General features: G+C 68.4%; 20 protein-coding genes. 11 read left to right on the forward strand and 9 right to left on the reverse strand.

Annotation, left to right across the window (positions count from 1 at the left end):
• Positions 1–46 precede the first annotated feature (46 nt).
• The 3 genes from AC1DW0_RS24625 to AC1DW0_RS24635 form a co-directional block, all read right to left on the reverse strand.
• Positions 47–283: a hypothetical protein gene (locus tag AC1DW0_RS24625; RefSeq protein ID WP_056266878.1), complete on the reverse strand. Its 237-nt coding sequence runs from the start codon at positions 281–283 to the stop codon at positions 47–49.
• 95 nt (positions 284–378) lie between these two features.
• The gene (locus AC1DW0_RS24630) at positions 379–1,140 is read right to left on the reverse strand and encodes an enoyl-CoA hydratase/isomerase family protein (protein WP_457351281.1); all 762 of its coding nucleotides are present in this window, start codon (positions 1,138–1,140) and stop codon (positions 379–381) included.
• On the reverse strand, positions 1,137–2,909 hold the full coding sequence (locus AC1DW0_RS24635; protein WP_457351283.1) for a hypothetical protein: 1,773 nt from the start codon (positions 2,907–2,909) through the stop codon (positions 1,137–1,139). The genes AC1DW0_RS24630 and AC1DW0_RS24635 overlap by 4 nt, the downstream gene beginning before the upstream one ends.
• Positions 2,910–2,971: 62 nt before the next feature.
• On the opposite strand from AC1DW0_RS24635, the gene AC1DW0_RS24640 reads away from it, so the two are divergent.
• Positions 2,972–4,624 carry an alkaline phosphatase family protein gene (locus AC1DW0_RS24640; RefSeq protein WP_477948591.1) on the forward strand — a complete coding sequence of 551 codons (1,653 nt, stop codon included), beginning with the start codon at positions 2,972–2,974 and terminating at the stop codon, positions 4,622–4,624.
• Here AC1DW0_RS24640 and AC1DW0_RS24645 read toward each other — a convergent pair.
• On the reverse strand, positions 4,614–5,255 hold the full coding sequence (locus AC1DW0_RS24645) for a hypothetical protein (RefSeq protein ID WP_056191668.1): 642 nt from the start codon (positions 5,253–5,255) through the stop codon (positions 4,614–4,616). The two genes, AC1DW0_RS24640 and AC1DW0_RS24645, sit on opposite strands and share 11 nt — an antisense overlap.
• 33 nt (positions 5,256–5,288) lie before the next feature.
• Positions 5,289–6,083 (reverse strand): head GIN domain-containing protein, encoded by a 795-nt coding sequence (locus AC1DW0_RS24650; protein WP_457323752.1) that lies wholly within the window; start codon positions 6,081–6,083, stop codon positions 5,289–5,291.
• A 127-nt stretch (positions 6,084–6,210) separates the two neighbouring features.
• On the opposite strand from AC1DW0_RS24650, the gene ypfJ reads away from it, so the two are divergent.
• The 6 genes from ypfJ to pssA all read left to right on the forward strand — a co-directional run bounded on the left by ypfJ (position 6,211) and on the right by pssA (position 10,993).
• Positions 6,211–7,089, forward strand: coding sequence for a KPN_02809 family neutral zinc metallopeptidase (gene ypfJ / locus AC1DW0_RS24655; protein WP_056191665.1), 879 nt, complete (start codon positions 6,211–6,213; stop codon positions 7,087–7,089).
• A gap of 178 nt (positions 7,090–7,267) precedes the next feature.
• The gene (locus AC1DW0_RS24660; RefSeq protein WP_457351286.1) at positions 7,268–8,005 is read left to right on the forward strand and encodes a hypothetical protein; all 738 of its coding nucleotides are present in this window, start codon (positions 7,268–7,270) and stop codon (positions 8,003–8,005) included.
• 70 nt (positions 8,006–8,075) lie between these two features.
• The gene (locus AC1DW0_RS24665) at positions 8,076–8,351 is read left to right on the forward strand and encodes a hypothetical protein (RefSeq protein ID WP_457351288.1); all 276 of its coding nucleotides are present in this window, start codon (positions 8,076–8,078) and stop codon (positions 8,349–8,351) included.
• Positions 8,345–9,250, forward strand: a complete 906-nt coding sequence (locus tag AC1DW0_RS24670; RefSeq protein WP_457351290.1) for an HprK-related kinase A — start codon at positions 8,345–8,347, stop codon at positions 9,248–9,250. Before AC1DW0_RS24665 ends, AC1DW0_RS24670 begins: the two co-directional genes overlap by 7 nt.
• A complete protein-coding gene (locus tag AC1DW0_RS24675; protein WP_457351292.1) occupies positions 9,247–10,362 on the forward strand; it encodes a nucleotidyltransferase domain-containing protein in 1,116 nt (371 codons plus the stop codon). Before AC1DW0_RS24670 ends, AC1DW0_RS24675 begins: the two co-directional genes overlap by 4 nt.
• Positions 10,363–10,375: 13 nt before the next feature.
• Positions 10,376–10,993: a CDP-diacylglycerol--serine O-phosphatidyltransferase gene (pssA, locus tag AC1DW0_RS24680; RefSeq protein WP_056191659.1), complete on the forward strand. Its 618-nt coding sequence runs from the start codon at positions 10,376–10,378 to the stop codon at positions 10,991–10,993.
• On the opposite strand, the gene AC1DW0_RS24685 is transcribed toward pssA, so the two are convergent.
• Positions 10,990–11,211, reverse strand: a complete 222-nt coding sequence (locus AC1DW0_RS24685) for a hypothetical protein (protein ID WP_056191657.1) — start codon at positions 11,209–11,211, stop codon at positions 10,990–10,992. The two genes, pssA and AC1DW0_RS24685, sit on opposite strands and share 4 nt — an antisense overlap.
• A gap of 296 nt (positions 11,212–11,507) precedes the next feature.
• On the opposite strand from AC1DW0_RS24685, the gene AC1DW0_RS24690 reads away from it, so the two are divergent.
• Positions 11,508–11,681: a hypothetical protein gene (locus AC1DW0_RS24690; protein ID WP_157281035.1), complete on the forward strand. Its 174-nt coding sequence runs from the start codon at positions 11,508–11,510 to the stop codon at positions 11,679–11,681.
• Here the strand turns inward: AC1DW0_RS24690 and AC1DW0_RS24695 are convergent, their stop codons facing one another.
• On the reverse strand, positions 11,682–12,587 hold the full coding sequence (locus tag AC1DW0_RS24695) for a LysR family transcriptional regulator ArgP (protein WP_457389758.1): 906 nt from the start codon (positions 12,585–12,587) through the stop codon (positions 11,682–11,684). It lies immediately after the preceding gene.
• A gap of 73 nt (positions 12,588–12,660) precedes the next feature.
• On the opposite strand from AC1DW0_RS24695, the gene AC1DW0_RS24700 reads away from it, so the two are divergent.
• Positions 12,661–13,299 (forward strand): LysE/ArgO family amino acid transporter, encoded by a 639-nt coding sequence (locus tag AC1DW0_RS24700; RefSeq protein WP_477948595.1) that lies wholly within the window; start codon positions 12,661–12,663, stop codon positions 13,297–13,299.
• An 18-nt stretch (positions 13,300–13,317) separates the two neighbouring features.
• Positions 13,318–14,595: a D-amino acid dehydrogenase gene (locus AC1DW0_RS24705; protein ID WP_477948597.1), complete on the forward strand. Its 1,278-nt coding sequence runs from the start codon at positions 13,318–13,320 to the stop codon at positions 14,593–14,595.
• On the opposite strand, the gene prsT is transcribed toward AC1DW0_RS24705, so the two are convergent.
• Complete coding sequence (prsT, locus tag AC1DW0_RS24710; protein WP_477948599.1) at positions 14,596–17,382, reverse strand: XrtA/PEP-CTERM system TPR-repeat protein PrsT; 2,787 nt, start codon at positions 17,380–17,382, stop codon at positions 14,596–14,598.
• A gap of 105 nt (positions 17,383–17,487) precedes the next feature.
• Here prsT and AC1DW0_RS24715 point away from each other — a divergent pair, with 105 nt between their 5' ends.
• Positions 17,488–18,786, forward strand: coding sequence for an Hsp70 family protein (locus tag AC1DW0_RS24715; protein WP_457389761.1), 1,299 nt, complete (start codon positions 17,488–17,490; stop codon positions 18,784–18,786).
• On the opposite strand, the gene AC1DW0_RS24720 is transcribed toward AC1DW0_RS24715, so the two are convergent.
• Positions 18,698–19,366 carry a YecA/YgfB family protein gene (locus tag AC1DW0_RS24720; RefSeq protein WP_457389762.1) on the reverse strand — a complete coding sequence of 223 codons (669 nt, stop codon included), beginning with the start codon at positions 19,364–19,366 and terminating at the stop codon, positions 18,698–18,700. The two genes, AC1DW0_RS24715 and AC1DW0_RS24720, sit on opposite strands and share 89 nt — an antisense overlap.
• Positions 19,367–19,602 lie beyond the last annotated feature (236 nt).

Raw genomic sequence — 19,602 nt, forward strand, 5'->3', positions numbered from 1 at the left:
CGCTGGGTCGTTCATGGCCCTCACGCGAGGTGAGGGGCTGACAGCCCTATTTGGCTGCTATTTGCGCATCGAGTTCCTTGCAAGAAGGCGAGCAGACGGGCTGCGACTTGCCCAACAGCTTCTTGGACTTGAGCATGGCTCGGGGGCGGTGCTTGCCGCAAAGGAAGCAAGACATCGTTGCTGCGCCGAAAGACGAGGTTGCCGCGAAGGGCGAACCGGGAGCTTTGGAGCGGTAGCGCAGACCATCCGCTTCGATGGTGGTCTTGGTGGTTTCTTTGGCCACGCTGGTCCTGTCGAAGAGTGTGTAAAGAGGGGCGCCAGGCAGGCGCGCAGGCCCCGTATTTTCCACGATGTGGCGAAAGCCCCGGCCTAGGGCTTTCAACCCCCCTTGAATCGCGCTGGTCTTTTGCCCGCCCAGGCCGCCTGACCCTCGGCAAGATCGGCCGAATCGCGCGCCTTGACGATGTCGGCCGCCAGCTGTTTCGCGTCGAGCCGCCCAGCGGCGATCGCGTTCAGGTGCTGCTTCATCGGCAGCAGGGCCAGGGGCGCCATCCCCTGCAGTTCGTCGGCCAGAGCCTGCAGCGCGGCGTCCAGCGTTGCGACGTCGGGCAGCAACTGGTCCAGATAGCCGCAGCCAAGAAGGGCGGCGGCGTCCAGCGTGCGCCCGGCCAGCAGCACCTGCTTGGCGGTGGCGAGACCCAGGCGGTCGACGAAGCGCTGCAGGCCACCGGCATAAAAATGCAGCCCGATGCGCGCCGCCGGCACGAACATCTCGACGGCCGGCACGCCGAGGCGGAAGTCGCAGGCCAGGGCCAGATCGGCGGCGCCGCCATAGACACCGCCATGCAGGCGCGCAATCGTGATGGGCCGCGCGGCCTCCAGTGCATCGGCCAGTTCCCCGAAGCGCGCGCCCGCATCAACGGCACCCAGGGCGCCGAGATCAAAGCCGCTGCAGAAATGCCTGCCTTCGCCGGCCAGGACCAGCACACGCACGGCATCGTTCGCATCCACCGCCTCGATGAAGCCGCCGAGGGTGTCGAGGTCGTCCACAGCCAGGCGATTGGCCTGGCGCGGCCGGCGCAGCGTGATGAGCGCCACGCCATCGGCCACCTCCAGCAACGGCGCCTGGCCGCTCGTCATGGCTTGCGCCGGGCGACGCGGCCCTGGGACTGGTAGCCGGCGTTCAAGCGCGCCAGATTGGCGCGGCGCTCCGCTTCCACGAACTCGCGCAGCACCTGGGCGTGGTTGGGCCGCAGGTCCCTGTCCTGGTGCAACACGAGTTCCGCCACCAGCCCCCAGTCCGCCTCCAACTCGGCCGGCCACAACGCCGCCTCGGTGGGCAGTGCCTCCAGCAAGGACGCCAAGGCATCGACTCTCGTCGCCGCGCCGACGAGAGTGACCATCTCAGGCCAGCGCGCCAGCAGTGCCGGCTGCGCGTCCAGGGGCGGCCACAGGGCGCAGAGCCACTGCGTTGCATGGTTTTCCACGTGCAGGCCATGCGCCGTCTGCGACACCTCGGTACTGGCATCGGCCACGTGCTGCGTCAACGCCGTCCAGGCCTGCGGCTGCCACTCAGCAACCAGCCGCGGGTCGGGTTCGCTGCGCGAGGCAAGGGCCTGCATGTCCAGCACCGGTGCCTCGACGGCCGTGGGCAGGGGCACCACCTTGGGCAGCTCGATGTCGTCGAGGACCTGCTGCGGGTCCGGCTCGGGCGGTGGCGGCGGGGCCCGGAAGTCCAGCACCGGCGCTTCGACGACGGCAGGGGGCGGTGCGCGGAAATCCAGTACCGGCGTTTCGACGGTGGCCGGCGGCGTGTCGAGCGACCCGGCGTCTTCCGCGACGGCGGGCGTGGACAGCGGCGGCGCGGGTGGCGGTTCAGGCATTTGCGCGACTGCGGGCTGCAGCGGCTCGTCGGGCAGCTCGACGGGTTCGATGAGCGGTTCGGGCTCGGGCTCGACCGTCGGCGGCTCCGGGTCCAACACTGCCGCTTCGACCGCAGCAGGTGGCGGAATTTCGAGCGGCTCAGCGTCCTCCACAAGGGCAGGCGCTGTTGGCAGCGGCGCGCTCAACGACTCAGGCGCCTGCGCGGCAGCGGGCTGCAGCGGCTCGTCGATCGACTCGGCGATGTCGATGAACGGCGTTGGCTCCGGCGCGAACACTTCGGGCGCTTCAACGTCTGCCATCAGCGCGGCGGCGCCCACGTCCGACGAGGGCGCTGCGAGCGCTTCGCCGCCATGCATGACCGCAGTTGCGGGTGGCGGCTCCGCCAACGCTTCATCGTCCTCAACGATCTGAGGCGGCTCGAACCGGAGATCAAGCCATGCCGCTTCGGCGGCGAAAAGCGGCGGCGCTCCAGGCGAGTCGACAGCGTCGGGCTCGGCGGGCGCCGAGGCCCTTTCCTCGAGGACCTGTGCTTCGGCTTCGAAGAGGGGCCATGGCCCCTCGACCGGCGGCGCAGGCGGCACCTCGCTCACAGGCGGCGGCACGAACTCGGCCTCGGCAAGCGGTGGCGCGGGCGAGACTTCCCGAACCAGGAGCTCGACGGCGATGCGCGGCGGCGGCGCCTCGGGCAACTCGATGTCCTCAACGTCCAGCATCTCGTAGCCACGCGCCTTCAGTCGCGCCTTCTTGGCCTCGTCGGGCCCGCTGCGGCCCGCGCGCACCAGGGACCTGAGTTCCAGGTCCAAGGGCGCCGGAGCGGGCGGGCGCCAGCCGTCCAGCAGATGCGTGGGGTCGAAGTTGACGGTTTCAGCCCTGACGAGAGGAAGCAGCGGCTCACTGCCCTGCCCATTGCCGTCGCCCTGCAGCAACGCGCCGAGCGCCAGATCCTGCAGCGGCACGGGCACAGGCGCGGGCGGACGCCAGCCGTCCAGCGCATGGGTGGGGTCGAAGGTGTCCGGTTCGGCCATGGCGTTTACAAGCCAGACATTGTGACGACGTAAGCTTGCGGACCCACTGTCACGAAAACGTCATGTTGCACACTCGCCGTCGCCTGCTGAGCCTGGCCTTCGCCGCTGCCCTGTCCGCCTGCGCAACGACGGCGCCGCCGGCCGTGGCGCCGCAAAAAAAACCCAAGCTCCTCGTCCTGGTCGTCATCGACGGCCTGCCGATGCGCCAGGTGACGGGCTACCGGGACCAGCTGGCACCTGACGGCTTCGCCCGCTTCCTCGACCATGGGCGCTGGTTTTCGCAGGCCCACTACGGCCATGGCCACACGGTGACGGCAGCCGGCCACTCGGTGATGCTTTCCGGCGCCTATCCACAGCGCAGCGGCATCATCAGCAACGAATGGCGCGACCCCGCCACCGGCGCCCAGGTCTACAACACCGGCGACGTGGCTTACCAGTACATCGACAGCCCGACCGCGCCGCTCGCCGGCACCAGCCCGCGCAACCTCAAGGTCGAGACCCTGGGCGACGTGCTGCGCACGGGTTCGCCGGCGTCCAAGGTCATCGGCATCTCGGGCAAGGATCGCGGCGCCATCCTGCCGGCCGGCCACAAGGGCACGGCGTATATGTACATGACGGAGACGGGCCGTTTCGCCTCCAGCACCTATTACATGCAGGCCCATCCGCAATGGGTGAAGGATTTCAACGCCACCAACCCGGCCGACGCCTTCTTCAAGAAGACCTGGGCTCCCCTTCTCCCGGAGGCGGCCTACGCCCGCTCCGTGCCTGACGGCCAGTCCTGGCAGATCGCCAGCGGCAACGGCAACAAGCTGCCGGCCGTCATCGGCGACAAGATGGACGGCCCCGGCCCGCGCTTCTACGGCGGCCTGCTGGCCTCGCCCTTCGGCGACGAGCTAACGCTGGCCTTCGCGCGCGCCGCCATCACGAACGAGAAGCTCGGCCAGCGCGGTGTGCAGGACATCCTGTCGGTCAGCCTGTCCAGCCACGACTACATCAACCATGCCTTCGGCCCCGAGTCGCGGCTGTCGCACGACCACACCCTGCATCTGGACCGCCATCTGCAGGCCTTCTTCCAATTCCTCGACAAGGAAGTCGGTGCCGGCAACTATGTACTCGCGCTGACGGCGGACCACGGCTTCACCGATACGCCGGAATGGGCGGCCACCCAGGGCCGCGATGCCGGCCGCTTCAACAGCTCGCCGTCACTGGCGGTCGTCAATACCGCCCTGTCGGCACGCTTTGGCGTCGACAGGCTGGCGCGCGACTTTTCCGCTTCCGGCCTGTTGCTGGACGAGAAGCTGGCCGCCGACAAGGGCCTGAAGTTCGCTGACGTCCAGGCTGCCGCCCGCGAGGAACTGCTGAAGCTGCCCGGCGTGGCCACCGTCTTCACCCGCGAGCAGTTGCTGGGAGACGACCGCACCACCCCCTACCTGGAAGCCATGCGCAAGTCCTTCGATCCGACGCGCGCCGCGCAGTTGCAGATCGTGCTGAAACGCAACTGGATCTTCAGCTACCGGCCTGGTGGCAGCACGCACGGCAGCCCTTACGACTACGACACCCATGTGCCCCTGCTGTTCTGGGGTCCGGGCTATGTCGGCCAGGGCGAGGTGAAAGAACGCGTCGAAATTGCCGATCTGGCGCCCACGCTGGCCGCCATCGCCGGCTTGCCCGCGCCGGCCCAGGCTCAAGGCCGGGACCTGAAGCTCAAGCCCTGACGATCAGTGCCGCTGCCGATTCGCCCCAGATGGCCTCGGTGAGCGTCAATGCCCCGAGGCGCTCGCCCAGCGCCGCGGCCTGGGCTGGCCCAGTGGACGGCAGCATGACGAGCAGCCGCCCGTCGTCCAGGCGCATGCAGCCATCCTCGCCACGGGTGCGCGCCAGCAGCTCGGCCGGATCGGCCTCGGGTGCCAACGTCGCCACGGACAAGGGCCAGGCGCGCGGGTCGGCCAGCAGAGCCTGCAGCAGTTCGCGGCCGGCCTGAGCCGACAGCAACTGGCCCGTCAAAGGCCGCGGCCCCGCCAGCGCGCTGATGTCCACGCCGGTCAGCGCCAGGCCGCCGTCTGGCATGCGCTGCTCCACCCACCAGAGGCGCCGGCCGTCGCGCCAGGCCTGTTCATAGCCTCGCTGCGCCATGCGGCTGCGGCGCTCCGGCACGTCGACCGGGCCGACGCCGGCCCGCTGGGCGGCCTCGACCATCTCGAGCCAGCCCGGCGATGCATCGGCAGCCAGCCCCCAGGCCTGTCGATAGGCCGCATTGGCTTGCCGCAGGCATTCGCCCGCATCAAACAGGGCCAGCAGCAGCGGGCCATCGGCCAGCGTCTGCCACCAGAGGTCGTTGGGGTTCACGGCCCCATTCTGAGGGGCCTGGGCCGTCGCGCTCTAGCGGCGGCTGATCTCGCCCGAGCCGCTGACGCTTTGGCGCAACTGCGGCCGTCCGGCGTAGCTCAGGTCGCCGGAACCGCTCAGTTGGACGTCCAGCTGTTCCGTCACCCCGACAGACACGTCGCCCGAACCGTTGATGTTGACTCGGGCTGCGCGGCCGGCAAGGGAGCGCGCGTCAACATCGCCCGAACCGCTGACCGTCCAGCTCTGCTGGTCCGCCCGGCCGGCCAGGCGCACATCGCCCGAGCCGCTGATGCTGACGCTCAGGTCCTTCAGCTCGACGGCACCGAAATGCACATCCCCCGAGCCGATGACGTTCAGGCTGAGGCTGTCGGCCTTGAAGCGCTCCACGGCCAGGTCGCCCGAGCCATTGATGGCGATGGACTGCAGGGCCCGGGCGTCGACGCGCACCGTCGGCGCGGAACGCGTCGTGAAGCCGGCGTCGCGTTTCATGCGCACCACCAGGGCATCGCCCTCGACAACGGTCTCCACCAGCGGCTCGATGTTGTCGTCGGCAACCACCGTGGCCTGGTCGCTGCCCGCCTGGGTCAGCTTGACGTCGAAGGGGCCGTCGATGCGCAGCTTGCTGAAGCTGCCGAGGGCGCGCGCCTTCTCGACCTTGACGCCCGAGCCCTTGATGCGGTTCTTGCCGCTGCCGTAGTCGATGGGACCGCTGAAGTGGGCCGTCCAGCCGTCGGATTCCTTCTTGATGCGCAGATGCCAGTCGTTGTCGCCGGCAAAGCTGCTGGTGGCAAGGGCGGCGGCAAGGGTCAGCAGGGCGAGGCGTTTCATGGGGGCTCCTGGTTCGGCGATGCGGCGGCAGTGTGTCCAGCCGGCCGGTGCGACGCCCGCGAGAGGCGACGGACTGCGTTTTGGCGGTCATGGGCCGTAGGATTGCCCGATCAGCAGGAGAGACAGCATGAAGTTGGATGGCCAGCGTGAGAGCGACAACGTCGAAGATGTCCGTGGCAGCAGCAGCGGGGGTGGCGGCCTGCCCATCGGCGGGCGCGGCCTGAGCCTGGGCGGTGTCGTCATCGCCCTGCTGGCATCCTGGGCCTTCGGCATCAACCCGCTGACGGTGCTCGGGCTGCTCGACGGCGGGGGCGGCGCTGCGCCGCAGGTCCAACCGGGCGCGCCGGCCGAGCAACACCCCAAGGATCCGGGTGCGGTATTCGTCAGCAAGGTACTGGCGGATACCGAAGACGTCTGGGGCGCCTACTTCCAACGCGCAGGCCAGCAATACCCCGCTCCCAAGCTTGTCATCTTCCGCGACCGCTGGCCCACCGGCTGCGGCACCGGCGAGGCCGCCATGGGCCCGTTCTACTGCCCCGCCGACCGCAAGGTCTACATCGACCTGGGCTTCTACGACACCTTGCGACAGCGCCTGGGCGCGCCGGGCGACTTCGCCCAGGCCTATGTCATCGCCCACGAGGTCGGCCACCACCTGCAGAACCTGATGGGCACGACCGAAAAGCTGGATCGCGCCCGCGGCCGCGTCTCCGAGCGCGAGGCGAACGCCATGAGCGTCAAGCTGGAGCTGCAGGCGGACTGCTTTGCCGGTGTCTGGGCGAATCTGTCGCAGCGCAGCAAAGGCTGGCTGGAGCAAGGCGACATCGAGGAGGCGCTGAACGCCGCCTCCCAGATCGGCGACGACACCCTGCAAAAGCGCTCCCGGGGCGCCGTCGTGCCCGAAAGCTTCACCCACGGCAGCAGCGCGCAGCGTGTTCGCTGGTTCAAGCGCGGCCTGGAAGCGGGCGATCTGAAGACATGTGACACGTTTTCGTCAGCCGCCCTCTAAGTCCCTGATTCAGGCCCACCCAATCAAGGGGGCGCCAGATGACCCCCAAAAGGCTTTGTGTGAAACACTGCCATCCAAACCGCCGAGCCCCCTATTAGCATCGGCCCGCTCTGACGCCCAGAGCGAGTTGTGCCCTAGTCTGGTGCAACCCAAAAACGGATCCACGAGGCACACTGTCATGAGCGAACGCCAAATCAACGACCCGCAGTCGACGCCCAAGGTGCCGGCCTCCGTCGACGCGTCCGCCGGCCGGCCGACCTCGACCCGGATGAACGCGTCGCGCCGACGCTTTGCCCAAGCGGGCGCGGCCACGCCGGTCGTGCTGGGCAGCCTGTTGAGCAAACCGGCGCTGGCGAGCCAGGCCTACAACTGCACCGTGTCGGGCCAGATGTCCGGCAATGCGTCGCCGCGGCCTGGCAAGGCGGACTGCAAGCTCCTCGGCAAGTCGCCCGGCTACTGGAAGAACGCAAGCACCTGGCCGGCCGGCACGCTGAAGGGCACTCTGCCCACGGCGAGTTGCAGCTTCGGCGGCAACAAGGGCACCGTCTTCGGAGGCTTCATCAGCGGTGGCCAGACACTGATGGACGCCTTCCGCTACAAGGCTGAGTCCTCGGCCTGCAATGTTTATGGCTACCGCGATTCGGCGTTCGGGTTGTGCACGAGCAAGGCCACCCTGCTGCAGGTCCTGAATACGCCCGGCGGCCAGAACGACACGATGATCTACGCGCTGGGCCGCGCCACCGTGGCGACCATCCTGAATGCGCTGAACGTCGGTACCGACTACCCGATCACAGTCGCCCAAGCCATCAAGATGTTCAATGCCGTCTGCCCGCTGGGCGGCAAATACCAGGTCAATACGACGGTCTCTTGGGACGCCAACCAGGTCATGGCTTACTTCCAGAGCCTGTACTCCTGAGCGGCCGGCACCGTCGGTGTGACACTTCGGGCGTCCGTAGCGACGCCCGAAGTCTTTCTGCAGCCACTCCGTGACCTCCACCGATCCAGTGCCAACGCCTCGATGGGCACTCACTTACGGGGCCGATCTGTCGATCAGGGTCTGGGGTGACGACTGCCTCGTGCATCACGCGCTGTCCAACGACACCCATCGCCTCGCCGCCTGGCTGGTACCCGCCCTGCGACGCCTCGCCGAGCAGCCGCCTGCGGAGTTCGACGAACTGGCTGCGCTGATGGATGCCGATTCGGAAATGACCGCCGATGTGCTGCAACAGCTCGAACAGCTGTTGTTGGTCCAGCGATGCTGACGCTGGGCATGCTGGCCCCGGCGGAACTTGGCCAACGGCTGCACGACGGCCTGACGCTCAGGACTGGCCCCTTCGCCTACCGCATCCACAGCAGCTGCCCGCCCGTGGCGGCGGGCCTGGCGGCGTTGTACGCGGATTTCGAGCTGGAACCCGAGGGCGGCATCGCCGACTTCCACGTGCATGTGCAGCCTGTCACCGGGCTGCGGCGCTGGCTTGGCGCCCAGGTGGAATTCCGGCTGGATCAGCACAGCCCCTTTCTGCCGCTGCCTGCCAACCACGCCTTCGCTCTGCTGGAATGGGGCATGAACTGGTGCCTGGCCAGCCAGGCGAATCACTACCTGCTCTTCCACGCGGCGGTACTCGAGAAAGACGGCCAATGCCTCGTCATGCCGGGCGACCCCGGTGCCGGCAAAAGCACGCTGACGGCCGCGCTGATGCTGTCGGGCTGGCGGCTGCTCTCTGACGAGATGGCCATGATCGACCGCGATGACGGGCAGGTCGCACCGCTGGCCCGTCCGGTCAGCCTGAAGAACCAGTCGATCGCCATCATCCGCCGCTTCTCCCCGCAGGCCGTCTTGGGTGAGGCGGCCCGCGACACGCACAAGGGCACGGTCTCCCATTTGCGCGCGTCGGCCGCCAGCGTGACCGGCCAGCAACAGCAGGCGCGGCCTACGCAGCTGATCTTTCCGCGCTGGCGTGCCGGCGCGCCGACGCAGCTGACGCCGGTGCCACAGGCCCAGGCCTTCGAGCGGCTGGCCGGCCATGCGTTCAACTACAGCATGCTGGGCCGGGTGGGCTTCGAGCTGACGGCAGCGTTGATCGATTCGTGCGGGTGCTGGGATTTCTGCTACTCCGACCTGGCGGAAGGGCTGGCCACGCTTGACGGGCTGAAGTCATGACGCCGGCATGGGAACCGCTGCTGCGCTCCTTGCGCGAGCCGGCTTTCATGGCTTCCCATGGCGAAGCGACCTGGGACCTGCTGCTGCGCCAGGCCGTGTCGGCCGGCTTGTTGGCCCGGCTGGGTGCGCTGGCCTGTGAGGCGGGCGTCGAGCGCTCACTGCCCTTGCCCGTGCGCCGCCAGATGCGCGCGCTGCTGGCCGTTTCCCAGGAACAGCGGCGCGCCGTGCGCTGGGAGCTGGTGCTGCTGTCCCGCGATCTGGCAAGCCTCCCCGGCCCCGTGATGCTGCTCAAGGGCGCGGCCTATGTCGCCGGCGACCTGCCGCCAGCCCCGGGCCGACTGTTCTCGGACATCGACATCCTGGTGCCGCGTGAGCAGCTCGACGAGGCGGAGGCGGCGCTGATGCTCGGTGGCTGGGCCAGTGCTGCGGGGACAGCCTACGATGAACGCTACTACCGACGATGGATGCACGAGCTACCGCCGATGGTGCACCTGCGCCGCCAGACCAACCTGGACCTGCACCACAACATCCTGCCATTGACGGCGCGCATCAAAACCCACAGCGCACCGCTTCTGGCGGCCGCCCAGCCGGTCACGGAATTCCCGCGTTTCAGCCTGCCGTCGGCGCCGGACCAGATCCTGCACAGCGCGACGCATCTGATGCACGAGGGCGAATGGGGGCACGGCCTGCGCGACCTCAGTGATCTCGACAGCCTGTTGCGCCGCCATGCTGCCGAGCCTGGCTTCTGGAACACCTTGCTGGCGCGCGCCGCAACCCTGTCGCTGGGCCGGCCGCTGTTCTATGCCCTTTGCCTGTGCCGGCGCCATCTGCACACACCCATCCCCGAGGATGTGCTGGAGCGCTGCCCTGCCCGGCCCGGCCCTCTGTTGCGCTGGCTGATGCAGGGCTTGCTGAGGCGGGCCCTGACCAGCGCCCACCGCGGCTCGATGGCGCCGGGCACGCGCGTTGCCGAGTTTGCGCTCTTCGTTCGCAGCCATTACCTTCGCATGCCACTGCATCTGCTCGTGCCTCATCTCGTCGTGAAAGCGGTCAGCCGGCCGCCTGCGAGCCCGTCCCGGCGCGACGACATCGATCCGCTGGAGCAGCGTTGAGGAGGAGGTCCTGATGGAAAAACCCAAGCCCTTTTCGATGATCCGCGAGTTCCATCTCGCCGATTGGTTCACCCTCGGCAATGCCTGCGCCGGCATGGGCGCCCTGTTCGCCGTGATGAGCTTCCTGCAGACCGGCGAGCGCCAACATCTGCAATACGCCTGTGCGTTGATTCCGCTGGCGCTGGCCTTCGACGTGCTGGACGGCCGTATTGCGCGCTGGCGCCAGAAGAGCTCGGCCCTGGGCCGCGAGCTGGATTCCCTGGCCGACGTGATCTCCTTCGGCGTCGCGCCCGCGGCGATCGCCTACGGCTGCGGCATGCAGGGGCTGTATGACCGCATCGTGCTGGTGTTCTTCGTCGCCTGCGGCGTCAGCCGGCTGGCGCGCTACAACGTGACGGCGGAAAAACTCAGCGCAGGCTCGGACAAGGTGGCGTATTTCGAGGGCACGCCGATTCCGACGTCCATGCTGCTTGTGGCTGTGCTGTGGGTGGCCGCGGTTCAGGGGGCCATCGGTGACGCGCTATGGGGTGGCGTCTGGTGGCTGGCGGGCTTCAAGTTGCACCCGCTGGTGCTGATGTTCGCGCTATCCGGCTCGTTGATGGTGAGCCGGATTCGGATTCCGAAACTCTAAGCCGTTCGGCGCGACAACCAGCTCAGCGGCGATTCCTGAATCGCGACAGACGACTGGGATTCGAGGAAATCACTGGGCGGCTGGCTGCGATATTCGCTGACGCCCACGCCGTCCAAGCAGGCATCCAGGCCGAAGGCGGTGCCGAGGTCGGCGGGATCCGGCTCGCTGCGCGCAGCGACGTCTCGGCGGAAGAAGCGCAGCGCTGGAACGAATCGCATGGCAGACCTCATTGGCTTGACGGGCCGACAACAACATCAGCACCGTGAACCCAGTGTGCGGGATTCATGTGACAACCGAACCCCCCATCTGTGAGTAAATATTGCCTCGCCAGGCATTTCCGCACAGGGGCAACCCCTGTTTTTCCCAGTGTTGATGGGGTCTGCGGGCCGATGCCCCCGATCCGAGGGGAGCGTTGCGCTTTTGCAATTCTTTTCTGCGCCTCCCTAGAGCTCAGGATAGGTTCGCAGGGTCCGGCGCTTAAGCTGCCCCACCTCCAAGCCCCCCGGCTTTTTGCATGAGTTCAGAACTGTTGAAGTGGGTCGCCAGCGGCCTGATTGCCACCGTGCTCGTCTGTACGTTGTGGATGGCGAGTGCCATACATCCCGAACAGGGCGGCACCAACTTGATGCTCGCCCAGGTGGCAGCACCGACAACGGCCGCATCGGCTCCAGTGACGGCCACTCGCTGATCAGCCCAGCGCAAGCTTGGCGCCGTCCGCCAGGGCCTGGCCGATCTGATCCAGCAGGGCGCCCCGCCCTTGCAACTGCCATTGGTGCCAGTACAGCGCCACGTCGACGCCGATCTCCGGCCTGAGCACGACGAGCTGGCCGGCTTCGACAAGGGCGCGAACCTGGATCTCGGGCGCCACGCCCACGCCCCAACCCATGGCGGCGGCGCGCACATAGGCTTCGCTGGACGGCACAAAGCGTTCGCGCAGCCTTGGTCCGCGCACGCCGAAGGCCTGTGACACCCATTGCACCTGCGTGTCGTCCTTGCGGTTGAAGACGAGAAACGGGGTGTCGGCGAAGTTGCCGGCGTGCAAACCTTCGGGCAACTGGCTCGCCAGGAAACCCGGGCTGGCCACTGCCACATAACGCATGACGCCCAGGGCCTGCACCCGGCAGCCCTGCAGCGCCTCGGCCACTGTGGACATGCAGCCGAGCACCGCGCCCTGGCGCAGGCTGTCGTGGGTGAAGTCCTGGTCGTCGACGACGAGCTCCAGCCCATAGCCCTCACGCAGGCCCCGCTGCACGAGCGCGTCCAGCGCTGCGGGCACCCAGGTCGCCAGGCTGTCGGCGTTGACGGCAATGGCCAGGCGCGATTGCGGCGCGACGCGCTCGCCCAGTTCTCGTGCCACATCCACGCGCAGCGCCTGCAACTGCCGGGCAAAGCGCAGCAGCACCTTGCCCGCCTCCGTCAGCCGCAGCGGCCGCGAGCGCACCACCAGCGGCTGGCCGACCTGGGCCTCCAGCGACCGCAAGCGTTGCGACACGGCGCTCTGCGTGATCGACAGGCGCTGGGCGGCACGCTCGAAGCCCTGCTCGTCGGCCAGGGCGGCCAGGCAGTCCAGCGCGGCGTGATCGAAGTCATTCATTAGCACTGCTAATGTATGGCCAATAATATGAATGACACTTCTTGAATTGCCTGCCGATGCAGAGAATCCGCCGATGCCCGCTTCCGCTCTGGCCTCTGCAACCGCGCCCGCCGTCTTTGCGCAGGGCTGGGCCATGGGCGCCGGCCTCATCCTGGCCATCGGTGCCCAGAACGCGCTGGTGCTGCGCCAAGGCCTCAAGCGGGAACACGTCGGCGCCGTCGTCGCGGTCTGCACGCTGTCGGACTGGCTGCTGATTGCGCTGGGCGTCTTCGGCCTCGGTGCGCTGATCCAGGGCCAGCCGCTTCTGCTGGAAGTGTTTCGCTTCGGTGGCGCCGCCTTCCTGCTCATTTACGCGCTGCTCGCCGCCCGGCGCGCCTGGCGTCCCGCCCCCGGGCTGGATGCCGCAACAGCCGCGTCCAGCCTCGGCGCCACCTTGTCGGCCGCTTTTGCCTTCACCTATCTGAATCCTCACGTCTACCTTGACACCGTCGTGCTGCTCGGCGGCCTGGGTGCGCGCCAGCCGGCCGAGCTGCGCGCGGCCTTCGCGGCCGGGGCCGGCCTGGCGTCGGCGATGTGGTTTGGCCTGCTCGGTTTCGGCGCGGCGGCGGCGGCGCCGCGGTTGCGCAGCGCCCACACCTGGCGGGTCATCGATGCCCTCGTCGCTGTGCTGATGGCCGCGCTGGGTTTACAACTCCTCCTGCAACCCCTCTAAGAACTCAAAAGGACAGCCATGAAGATCGTCGTTCTCGGCGCCGGCATCATCGGCATCGCCACCGCCTGGTATTTGCTCGACGAGGGGCATGAGGTCATCGTCGTCGACCGCCAGCCGGACGCCGCGCTGGAGACCAGCTTCGCCAACGGCGCGCAGATCTCGGTCAGCTTCTGCGAACCCTGGGCCAATGCCGGCGCACCCTTCAAGGTGGCCAAGTGGCTGTTGCGCGACGACTCGCCGCTGCTGTTCCGTCCGCGCCTGGACCCCAACCAGTGGCGCTGGGGCCTGGCCTTCCTGATGCAGTGCACGAACGCCGCCTTCGAGCGCAATGTCGAGGAACTCGTGCAGCTGGGCCGCTACTCGCATGCCTCGCTGAAAGATCTTGTCGCGCGCACCGGCATCGAATATGACCGCCTGGAGCGCGGCATCCTGCATTTCTTCTCCAGCCAGGCCGACTTCGACAACGGCGCCGCCGGCGCCGAGATCATGCGACGCCATGGCGTGGACCGCCGCGTGCTGGGCCGTGAGGAGGTGCTGAAGGTCGAGCCGGCGCTGGCGGCCTTCGGCAACCGCATCTTCGGCGGCACCTTCACGCCCAGCGACGAAAGCGGTGACGCCAAGGTCTTCACGCAGAAGCTCGCCCGGCTGTGCGCCGAACGCGGCGCGCAATTCCTGTACGAGCACGACATCCTCGGACTGCAGCGTGCGGGCGACGGCATCGAGTCCGTGCAGGTTGCCCACACGCGCAGCGGCGAGCGCCTGACGTTGAAAGCCGATGCCTTCGTCGCCGCCATGGGCTCCTACACGCCGGCCCTGGTTCAGCCCCTCGGCGAGCACCTCAACATCTATCCCGCCAAGGGCTACTCGGCCACGCTGCGGCTGAAGAAGCCCGAGGCCGCCAGCGTTGTCAGCCTGCTGGATGACACCCGCAAGATCGCCATCTCGCGCCTGGGCGACCACATCCGCATCGCCGGCACGGCCGAGCTGTCGGGCTTCGACCTCAACCTCGATTCACCGACGGCCCGGGTGCGCTGTGCCGCCCTGGTCAAGCGCTACGAGGAACTCTTTCCCGGCGTGGCCGACACCAGCGAGCCCAACTACTGGACAGGCCTGCGCCCCAGCACGCCGACCAACATCCCCTACATCGGCCGCAGCAGGAAGGCTCGCAACCTGTGGATCAACGCCGGCCACGGCACCCTGGGCTGGACGCATGGCGCCGGCTCGGGCCATGCGATGGCCGAGTTGATCGCTGGCCGAAAGCCGGGCATGGCCTTCGGCTTCTACGGTTCGGTCTAATCAGAGCGTCTTCAGCAGCGCCTCGACCTGGGCCTGCTGCGGGAACTTCTTGCCCAGCTTGGCCAGGCCTTCAAGCTCCGCCTTGGCGGCCGGCTTGTCGCCGGACTGGATCAGGATCTGTGCCAGGTTGAGCTTGTAGGCCGGCTGGTCGGGCTGGTCGCTGATGAGCTGGCGCTGCGCGCTGATCGCCTTGCTGAAGTCCTTTTCGTTGGCCAGCACGGTGGCATAGGTGTCTCGCAAGGCCGCGTAGTCGGGGTTGAGCTTGAGGCCGCGCTCGGCCAGTTCGCGCGCACCGGGCTTGCCGGTCTTGCTGCGCAGCCAGGCGACGTTGTTGATGATGGGCAGCGCGTCAGGGTTGCGCTTGAGCAGCGCTTCATAGCGGCCGAGCGCCGGGTCGAGTTCGCCGCGGGCCAGCAGGATGTCGGCCGTGGCTGCCGGGAAGCTCTGGTCCTGCGGGTGCGCAGCCGCCCACTGGGTCTCGAAGGCCTGCGCCTCGTCACGCTTCTTGGCCGCCATCAGCACGGAGAACAGACGCGGTGCGGCGTCGGCCGGCTCGCGCAGGGCGACGGCCTTGCGCAGGGCCGCGATGGCTACGTCGTAGTGCTGGCGGTTGCTCTCGATCTCGGCTTCGGCCATCAGCGCAAAGGCCTCTTGCGGATTCTTCTTCTGGCGCTCGCGCAGGGCGGTCAGCGCTTCGTCGACGCGGCCCTGGCGGGCGGCGAGCTGGATCAGCAGGCGCTGGGCCGGCACAGAGGCCGGTTCGGCTTCCAGCGCGCGCTTGACCTCGCGCTCGGCGCCCGCGTCGTCCTTCTCCATGAAGCGCAGCTGGGCCAGGCCCAGCCAGCCTTGGGCGCGCGTGGGCGCCATCACCGTCAAGCGCGTATAGGTCTTGGCAGCCTGGGCCTTGTCGCCCGACGCCAGCTGGGTGCGCGCCAGGCGCTCCAGCAGGTCGGCGTTGAGCGGCAGGGCGGCCGCAGCCTCCTGCGCCGCCTGGGCGGCCTTGGTGGCGTCGCCGTTGCGCAGGTAGTGGTCGATCAACGACACGCGCAGTGCGGCCTCGGTCGGCTCCTCGCGCACGCCGGCGGCGAGCACCTCGGTGACGCGATCGACCGGCGCACGCGTCTGCGCCAGCAGGTCGGCCAGGGCCAAGCGGGCCTGCGGCGAATGCTGCTGGGTCGTGACGAAGCTCTCCAGGCGCTTGACGGCGGCCTCGCTGCGGTTGGCCTGCATGTCCAGCGTGACCAGGCCCAGCACGGCGGGCAGATAGCCGGCATCGGCCTTCAGCGAGGCTTCGAAGGAGGCTTGCGCCGCCGCCGTGTCCTTGCGGACGAGGTGGATGCGCCCACGCAGGCCGTCCGGCACCGGGCTGTCCTTCATCTTGGGCGCTAGCCTGTCCAGGGCTGCCAGGGCCGCAGGCAGGTCATTGCGCCGCAGCAGCGCATTGATCAGCATCAGGTCGTAACTGCTGCCGCTGTCCTTGGCGGCAATGTCGCGCAGCTGGTTCATGGCCGCGTCGGCTTTGGCCCGGCTGGCGCCGCCCGGCGCAGCGCTGTCGCGAATGATGGCCGACAGTGCCAGGGCCGCGGTGGTCTTGGCGTCGTCAGGGCGCAGCTTGGCGGCGGCACCGAAGGCCTGATCGGCAGCCTCGAAATTGCCCTGCATCAGCTGGGCCTTGCCGGCCATCAGCAGGGAGTCGGCGTCGGCGCGGCCGCTTTCAAGCATCGGGCGCAGCGTCTCCAGCGTCTTGGCGGGCGAGCGCCGCTGCAGCTGCAGCCCGGCGAACTGGCGGCGCAGCGCCAGGTCCTCAGGCGCGAGCTTGAGGGCCTGGTTGAGCAGGTTCTCCGCGTCGGCAAGCTCGCCCAACTGCTGATGGGCTCCCGAGGCCAGGCGCAGCAGCGGCAGGTAATTGGGCATCACCTTGAGCAGGGGCACGGCCAGCTCTTTCGCCTTGGCCGCATCACCCTTGGCCAACGCGAGCTGGCCCTGCATGAAACGACCCTGCGGCTTCTTGGCGAGATCCGGCGGCATTTCGTCGACGAGCTTGGTCGCCACGTCGATCTGCTGGCGACCGAACGCCAGGCGCAGCAGCAGCGAGCGCGCGTCGTAGGAGCGCGGATCCAGCACCAGCACTTCGCGCAGCAGCGGCTCGGCCTCATCCATCTTGCCGCGCGCCAGCAGCACCTCGGCCTTGAGCAGCAGCGCCTTGCCCGCCTTGGGGTTCTTCAGAATCAGCTGGTCCAGCGCCGCGAGGGCCTCGTCGGGAAAGCCGGCGGCCACCTTGGTGCGGGCGCTGACGATGATGGCGTCCTCGGACTCGGGCTGCAGCTGCAGGGCTCGCCCGGCCGCCGCCTTCGCTTCGGTCACGTTGCCCTGAGCCAGGAAAGCCATGGCCAGGTATTGCTGCAACGTCGACTGGGCCACGGGGTCGGCCAGGGTCTGGTCGGAGAATTCGCCGATCAACTTGCGCGACTGGCCGGACATCAGCAGCGTTTGCGCCAGCAGCGGCGCCAGTTCGTCGCGCGGCGCGCCCAGCTCCCAGGCCCGGCGCAACTCGATCTCGGCGCCGGCTACGTCACCGGCATCCAGCAGCGCCTTGCCCAGTAGATGCCGGGCCTTGGCGTTCTCGGGGTTCTGCTGCAGCAGATTCTTCAGTTCAATGACAGCACCGCCGACGTCCTTCTGCTCCATGCGCTTTTGCGCGGCGGCGAGCAGGTCCTGCTCGGAACGTTGGCCGCAGGCCGCCAGTGCGGCAGCCAGCAGGAGGGGAGCGAAATGGCGCGTCTTCATCGAATCTCCGCAAATCAGGCGCGCGATTGTGTTCCTAGAATCCGCGCCCTTTCCTCCGAACTTTTCAGGACTTGTCAGGACTGGCCTCCCAGGGCCGTAATTCGAATGATTGCCCCTCCCCCTTTTTGCGCGATTGACTTCGGCACGTCGAATTCCGCGGTGGCGGTGCCCAATGCCAGCACGGCCGCCGGCGAGATGCATCTCATCGAGCTGGAACCGGCTCAACGCACGATGCCGACCGCGGTCTTCTACTTCACCGAAGGCGCCCACGACGCCGACGGCCCGCCGCGCGCCTTCGGCCGCGCCGCCGTGGCTGCCTATGTCGAGGGCCACGACGGCCGGCTGATGCGCTCGATGAAGAGCATCCTCGGCTCGCCCCTCATCGACCAGACCACCGATGTGGGCGGCGGCCGCGGCGCCAAGTATTCGGACATCGTCGCCGGCTACCTGAAGCGGCTGCGCCGCCTGGCCGGCGAACCCGAGCGCGCCGTGCTGGGCCGGCCGGTGTTCTTCGTCGACAGTGAGCCCGAGCGCGATGCGGCCGCCCAGGCCCAGCTGGAGGCCTGTGCCCGCGCGGTCGGCTTTCGCGAGGTGCATTTCCAGTACGAACCGATCGCGGCGGCCTTCGACTTCGAGCAGCAGGCGACGCGCGAACAGGTCGTGCTGGTCGCCGACATCGGTGGCGGCACCAGCGACTTCTCCATCGTGCGCGTCGGCCCCGAGCGCATGCAGCGCCTGGCGCGCCGCGACGACATCCTGGCCAGCCACGGCATCCACATCGCCGGCACCGATTTCGACCGCCACATCGAACTCGCCGGCCTGCTGCAGGAGTTCGGCTACCGCACCACGGGACCCAGCGGACGCGAGGTGCCCAGCGGCATCTATTTCGACCTGGCCACCTGGCATCTGATCAACACCTGCTACTCGCCGCTGCGCGTGGCCGAGTGGCGCGGCATGAAGAGCTGGTTCAGCGACGTGCGCCAGCACGCCCGGCTGATGACGGTGCTGGAGGAGCGCCTGGGCCACGAGTTGGCCGCTCGCGCCGAGGGCGCCAAGATTGCCGTGTCGGGCGGCGAGGACACGACGATGGACCTCGGTCACATCGAGACCGGCCTGGTACTGCCGCTGAGCGAGAAGACCGCGGTGGACGCGCTGCGCGCCGACCTCGACCGCATCATCTCGACCGCCCACGAAACCGTGGCGCTTGCCGGCCTGAAGGCCGGCCAGATCGACGCCCTTTACTTCACCGGCGGCTCAACCGGGCTGCGCCTGCTGGTGGACGGCATGGCCGCCGGCTTCCCCGCCGCGGCGCGCGTCAGCGGCGACCGCTTTGCTTCGGTCGCGACCGGCCTGGGCCTGCACGCCCGACGGCTTTTTGGGCCGGCTGCGGCTTCAATGGCCTAGACACGTCCGCCAGCATCAACACCGCGCTGACCAGCCCCTCGACCGCTTCTTCCAGATCGGTCGGCGGCTCCAGCGACTCGATCTCCTCGAGCAGCGTATCGGCGTCCTCGAGGTCGTCCGGGTCCAGGTGCAGATAGAGGGCCGCCAGCGGCTCCAGCAGCGGTTCTTCGGGCAGCTTCATCAGCGCGGGATGGGCGTCCAGCGCATGCGCAAAGCCGGCCACCCACGGCAGCACGGTTTCGCTGGGGCTGGCGTCCTCGTCGAGCTCGAACACCCAGGGGTCGAACCACTGCCGACCGACGATGGCCAGGTTCAGCTCCTTGTGGCGGCGGCGCAGCAGCCCGATCAACTCGTCGCTGATGCGCTGGGGAATGGGTCGCCCCTCGCTGTCCAGCAGCGGCGGCAGCCATTGCTCCAGCGACACGACTGAAGGCTGCAGCAGCACGCCACAGAGATAGCCATCGGCCATGCTGACGTCCAGCGGTTCCAGCGGCGCCGGCAAGGCGTCAAGCAGAGCCTGCAGGCGCTCCAGATCGGCTTCGGACAGGGCTTCGGTGGGGCGGTGCTGGGGGGCTGACATGGCGGGATTATGGGCAGTGCAAGTGAATATTGCCCACCGGGGCGCCGGCCGAAGCTCTAGAGTGCCTCCATCCCAACGACGCCCTCTACCCTGAGGGCTTCACGACCCGGCAGCCTGCTGACCGGGTCTTTTTTTGTTGGTCACTTGGCACGCAGCTCGCTGGCGCGAGCCGCTCGGCGCTGGTGCGCCGGGACCTGCGGCCCTGTGCCAAGAGGCCCATCCGCGCCCCGTGGGGC

The sequence above is a fragment of the Roseateles sp. P4_D2 genome, from assembly GCF_056401875.1.

What these genes read in the sequence shown, in the direction of transcription:
- AC1DW0_RS24720 (WP_457389762.1), bottom strand. Translation starts at nt 19,366, where the DNA reads ATGTCAGCCCCCCAGCACCGCCCCACCGAAGCCCTGTCCGAAGCCGAT.
- AC1DW0_RS24695 (WP_457389758.1), bottom strand. Translation starts at nt 12,587, where the DNA reads ATGAATGACTTCGATCACGCCGCGCTGGACTGCCTGGCCGCCCTGGCC.
- pssA (WP_056191659.1), top strand. Translation starts at nt 10,376, where the DNA reads ATGGAAAAACCCAAGCCCTTTTCGATGATCCGCGAGTTCCATCTCGCC.
- AC1DW0_RS24635 (WP_457351283.1), bottom strand. Translation starts at nt 2,909, where the DNA reads ATGGCCGAACCGGACACCTTCGACCCCACCCATGCGCTGGACGGCTGG.
- AC1DW0_RS24705 (WP_477948597.1), top strand. Translation starts at nt 13,318, where the DNA reads ATGAAGATCGTCGTTCTCGGCGCCGGCATCATCGGCATCGCCACCGCC.
- AC1DW0_RS24670 (WP_457351290.1), top strand. Translation starts at nt 8,345, where the DNA reads ATGCTGACGCTGGGCATGCTGGCCCCGGCGGAACTTGGCCAACGGCTG.
- AC1DW0_RS24700 (WP_477948595.1), top strand. Translation starts at nt 12,661, where the DNA reads ATGCCCGCTTCCGCTCTGGCCTCTGCAACCGCGCCCGCCGTCTTTGCG.
- AC1DW0_RS24685 (WP_056191657.1), bottom strand. Translation starts at nt 11,211, where the DNA reads ATGCGATTCGTTCCAGCGCTGCGCTTCTTCCGCCGAGACGTCGCTGCG.
- AC1DW0_RS24630 (WP_457351281.1), bottom strand. Translation starts at nt 1,140, where the DNA reads ATGACGAGCGGCCAGGCGCCGTTGCTGGAGGTGGCCGATGGCGTGGCG.
- AC1DW0_RS24690 (WP_157281035.1), top strand. Translation starts at nt 11,508, where the DNA reads ATGAGTTCAGAACTGTTGAAGTGGGTCGCCAGCGGCCTGATTGCCACC.
- AC1DW0_RS24715 (WP_457389761.1), top strand. Translation starts at nt 17,488, where the DNA reads ATGATTGCCCCTCCCCCTTTTTGCGCGATTGACTTCGGCACGTCGAAT.
- AC1DW0_RS24650 (WP_457323752.1), bottom strand. Translation starts at nt 6,083, where the DNA reads ATGAAACGCCTCGCCCTGCTGACCCTTGCCGCCGCCCTTGCCACCAGC.
- prsT (WP_477948599.1), bottom strand. Translation starts at nt 17,382, where the DNA reads ATGAAGACGCGCCATTTCGCTCCCCTCCTGCTGGCTGCCGCACTGGCG.
- ypfJ (WP_056191665.1), top strand. Translation starts at nt 6,211, where the DNA reads ATGAAGTTGGATGGCCAGCGTGAGAGCGACAACGTCGAAGATGTCCGT.
- AC1DW0_RS24675 (WP_457351292.1), top strand. Translation starts at nt 9,247, where the DNA reads ATGACGCCGGCATGGGAACCGCTGCTGCGCTCCTTGCGCGAGCCGGCT.
- AC1DW0_RS24660 (WP_457351286.1), top strand. Translation starts at nt 7,268, where the DNA reads ATGAGCGAACGCCAAATCAACGACCCGCAGTCGACGCCCAAGGTGCCG.
- AC1DW0_RS24640 (WP_477948591.1), top strand. Translation starts at nt 2,972, where the DNA reads ATGTTGCACACTCGCCGTCGCCTGCTGAGCCTGGCCTTCGCCGCTGCC.